The following is a 4,035-nucleotide window of genomic DNA, read 5'->3' as shown; positions in this document are numbered from 1 at the left end:
ATTGCTAATTACCGACGTAAGTTGGGTAATTAAAAAGTTTTTGTTTAGCGACCATAGCACTGTGGTACCACCTGATCCCATTCCGAACTCAGAAGTGAAACGCAGTAGCGCCGATGGTAGTGTGGGAGTTCCCATGTGAGAGTAGGACATTGCTAAACTTCTATTCGAGCGAAAGCTCATGAGAAGCCCCTTACAAGGTGATGGGCTTTTTGTTAGCTCTAATGTATTAATCATTTATTTAGATAATTAATACATTAAAGTTTTTGTCTAACGACAATAGCACTGTGGTACCACCTGATCCCATTCCGAACTCAGAAGTGAAACGCAGTAGCGCCGATGGTAGTGTGGGAGTTCCCATGTGAGAGTAGGACATTGTTAGACTCCTAATTCTTATCAGTAAAATGATAAAAATGGCCCCGTGGAGGGGTTCCCGAGTGGCCAAAGGGATCAGACTGTAAATCTGACGGCTCAGCCTTCGGTGGTTCGAATCCACCTCCCTCCACCATCATATAAAAAGCCGTAGTATTTACTACGGTTTTTTGCTTTCTGAAGATCTTACTAATAGCTTTTTTTGAAATACTAATTCTTTTAATTAGATACCTGCTAGCGCTTGGTATTTTCTTTGCAGTTTTCTTAGTCTTAATTTTTCGTCTTCTGAGAAATCAATTGTGCTCAGTTCTTTTAATAATATTTTCGCTGACATTAATAGTGTATTTTCTACTTCACTCTCTTCATAAGCCATTAAATAAACTTGTAGTAAGTTTAACTTTATTCCTAGGTGTTCAGGAAAAGAGTTTAGTGCTTTAGTCAGCTCTTCAATTGCAGCGCTAAATTTTTTACTATGGTATAGGCTAATACTTTTTTCTAGAGCTGCTTGTGCTTTGTCGTTGTAATCATTAGCGTCACTTTCTTTATTAATTATAAGTAGCTCTGAATACTTATTATTAGCTGAAGGAATTTTCTTCATGACTTCAGTAATTTTAAGTAGTGAGTCTGACGATAAATTATCACGCTCTCGAGTTAAGAGCTTAGCACCATTATCTAATGCTTCTTGAGCAAGGCGTGCTTCATTAGTTTGTTCCAATAAACAAGCAGTTAATAAATGCGATTGAATTCTAAATTCGGCCCTATTGAAATCACGACTCATCTGTTTAAGGTATTTGAACGCTTTCGTGCTCATTTTCTTTGCATCTAATGCTGGTAATATTGGCACGTATTCAATTAAAGCTTTGGCAAAGCTAATTGCATTATCAGGGGAGTGATGTATAGAGTTATGAGCAAGGATGTAAGTTTGTTCGTATGCATATGTCGCTTTATCAAAGTGCTCATTCTGTAAGCATAATTGTGCATACCTTTTTAGTCGCGGTAAAGATCGTGGTGATAAACTTAAAGCCTGTTCCAATATCTCTTCGGCAAATAAAAATTGTAATTTTTTTTGATAAGTCAATGCGAGCCAATCATAACTTGCAAGGTAATAAGGATTTATGAGTATTGCTTGTTTGAAAATAGCCTCTGCATGGTCAAGTTGCTCTTTTTGTAAGGCTATTCTTCCTAAGCCGATATTAGCCCACTGACAGCTTTTATTATCTTTATACGACAAGTAAATTGCTTGTGCTTGATCGTATTTTTCAAGCTGAAATAGTTGTCTTGACTTAATACCAAGACACTCAGCTTTGTAGGGAGTGCTTTGAGCCAGTGCATCATCGCATCGTTCTATCACTAAAGTTGGTTTACCTTGTTCTAATGCATGATAAATAGCAGCCATCGACTTTTTCTTTCTAATACAGCTAAGAAGACGATTATTTAACTCATTTAACGAGTAAGGCTTACATAAGTAATTGTCAGGCTTATGCTCAAGTGCTGCTAGCACCATCGCTTGAGATATTTCAGCGGTAATTAGAATAATTATACAATGGCGATTTATAAAGTTATTAACTCGAAGCTCTTCTAATATCTGTTGACCATTTTTTTGATCTTCACCTAAATCGTAACCAAGTAGAATGACATCATATGACTTTTGTTGACAAATAGTGATAACATCTTGGGCATAATGAGTACTATCTACCTGCTTACTTGTAAGCCTCATGGCAAATTGCTTTAAGATGTCTTGAGATGGCTTGAGGTTATCTACTATTAAAAAGCGCATATCATCGTAGTCAGTGTTTTCCATACTATGCTTAATCTATCCATTTATGAAATCTAACTTTAACTGACCGTCTATAATCTGCAAGTTAAAGTTAACTCTGTTAAACTATAGCATTACTTTTTAACTTATATGATCATCACATGACCTTCGCTGCTTTTTCTTTTAATAACGCTATATCAAAGGCGTTAGCTGAACTTAACTACGACTCACCAACTGACATTCAGCAACAAGCTATTCCCGTGATTCTTAAAAAACACGATCTAATGGCTAGAGCCCAAACAGGCACAGGAAAAACAGCAGCATTTGCGCTACCTATTTTACAGCATTTAATTGAGCAGAATAAGGTTGACCCCGCACTTAGAGTACTTGTACTTACACCAACCCGTGAATTAGCAAAACAGGTGCATAAGAGTTTTACCGAATATAGTCAATATACGCCATTACAGTCAGCATTAGCTTATGGCGGGGTGAGTGCAAAAGAGCAAGCAGAAAGGATAGCTCAAGGTGTAGATATTCTCGTGGCAACACCTGGTAGGTTAATCGATCATTTACAGTCAGGTATAGTTAGTCTTGATGATGTTCAGTACCTTGTTTTTGATGAAGCTGATCGTATGTTAGATATGGGCTTTAAAGATGAAATAGATAAAATTTTAACGCACCTCTCTGTTAAGCGACAAACTTTACTATTCTCCGCAACTTTTAATGATGAAGTTTATAAAGTCGCTAAAAAACTGATTACCGATGCAGAGTGTATAGAAATAGATGCTAAAAATACTGTAGCAAGCGAAATAGAACAAATCGTTTACATGGTTGATGCTGATAAAAAAAGAGAGTTAACATCATTTTTAATTGGATCAAAAAATTGGCAGCAAGTCTTGATTTTCACAAGAACTAAAGCAACAGCAGATGCATTAGCAAAAGAAATGTGCAAAGACGGTATTAAAGCGCAATCTATTCACGGTGACAAATCGCAAGGTGCGAGAGAAAAAGCATTAGCAGACTTTAAAACAGGTAAAGTACGAGCTTTAGTGGCAACAGATGTTGCTGCTCGAGGAATAGACATTAATGAATTAGGATATGTCATTAATTATGAACTACCGCACCAAGCTGAAGACTATATCCATAGAATTGGGCGTACTGCTCGCGCAGGTAAGTCTGGTTTAGCGGTATCTTTGCTAAGCCCTTCAGAAGAGTGGTTGTTAGAGGCTATTGAAAAAATATTGGACTATCGATTATTACAGCAATGGTTTCCTGGCTATGAACCAGATCTTAATAAAGTAACACTTGATGCTATGAATGCACCTAAGCTCAATAAAAAGAAAGCACGACAGCAAGCTCTAGCGGGGAAAAAAGCAGGCCAATCAAAAAGAAGACTACGAAGATAGCAACTTCTAAGCTTAAATCTTCATTTTTCGTGTTGTTTTTAACCATGTAGCCGTATTTATAGTCGAACAGTCATTAAAGTGAAAATAACCCTTGCGCATTCAAGTTAGCTCTCTATAATGCGCTCCAGTTCCAAGGGGTTCAGCCAAAAAGAAGCCTGAAAGAACTGTTTTGATAGCTTATCTACTCGTTTTATCGAATAAACAAGCCACTTAACGTTTACTTTTAAATGATTCTAAAATTAATTTGAAATTAAAGGTTGACATCAAAACTCGGAGGCGTATGATACGCATCCTGCTTCGGGGCTACGGCAACAAGCACGCTACTTACCAGTAGCGATGATAATGAGCGAATGTGACTCTTATCTTCTTCTTTAACAATTAGTTATCATGCAATTTGTGTGAACACTCACTTTATTGATGTTTTACTTAAGTTCTTAGCTTTTATAAGCGGAACAAAAAACGCTTCAATGAATGATGTTCATGCAAAATATATACTTATATATG

General features: G+C 36.8%; 2 protein-coding genes, 1 tRNA gene and 2 rRNA genes. 4 read left to right on the top strand and 1 reads right to left on the bottom strand.

The genetic code is table 11. The features are described 5' to 3' along the window. Positions 1-43 precede the first annotated feature (43 nt). The 3 genes from rrf (KO495_RS03930) to KO495_RS03920 all read left to right on the top strand — a co-directional run bounded on the left by rrf (KO495_RS03930) (position 44) and on the right by KO495_RS03920 (position 505). Positions 44-158, top strand: a 5S ribosomal RNA gene (rrf, locus tag KO495_RS03930). Positions 159-266: 108 nt separating this feature from the next. Further along, positions 267-381: ribosomal RNA gene (rrf, locus tag KO495_RS03925) — 5S ribosomal RNA — on the top strand. 39 nt (positions 382-420) lie between these two features. After that, positions 421-505: transfer RNA gene (locus KO495_RS03920), tRNA-Tyr, on the top strand. Between the two features lie 87 nt (positions 506-592). Here KO495_RS03920 and KO495_RS03915 read toward each other — a convergent pair. Continuing rightward, complete coding sequence (locus tag KO495_RS03915; RefSeq protein WP_215979093.1) at positions 593-2,170, bottom strand: response regulator; 1,578 nt, start codon at positions 2,168-2,170, stop codon at positions 593-595. Positions 2,171-2,286: 116 nt separating this feature from the next. Here KO495_RS03915 and KO495_RS03910 point away from each other — a divergent pair, with 116 nt between their 5' ends. Further along, positions 2,287-3,531, top strand: a complete 1,245-nt coding sequence (locus KO495_RS03910) for a DEAD/DEAH box helicase (protein WP_215979092.1) — start codon at positions 2,287-2,289, stop codon at positions 3,529-3,531. The last annotated feature ends 504 nt before the right edge of the window (positions 3,532-4,035 follow it).

This window comes from Colwellia sp. D2M02 (assembly GCF_018860755.1).
GTDB lineage: Bacteria > Pseudomonadota > Gammaproteobacteria > Enterobacterales > Alteromonadaceae > Colwellia > Colwellia asteriadis.
The sequence above is the reverse complement of the archived record's forward strand: the minus strand, read 5'-3'. Positions and strand labels throughout refer to the sequence as shown.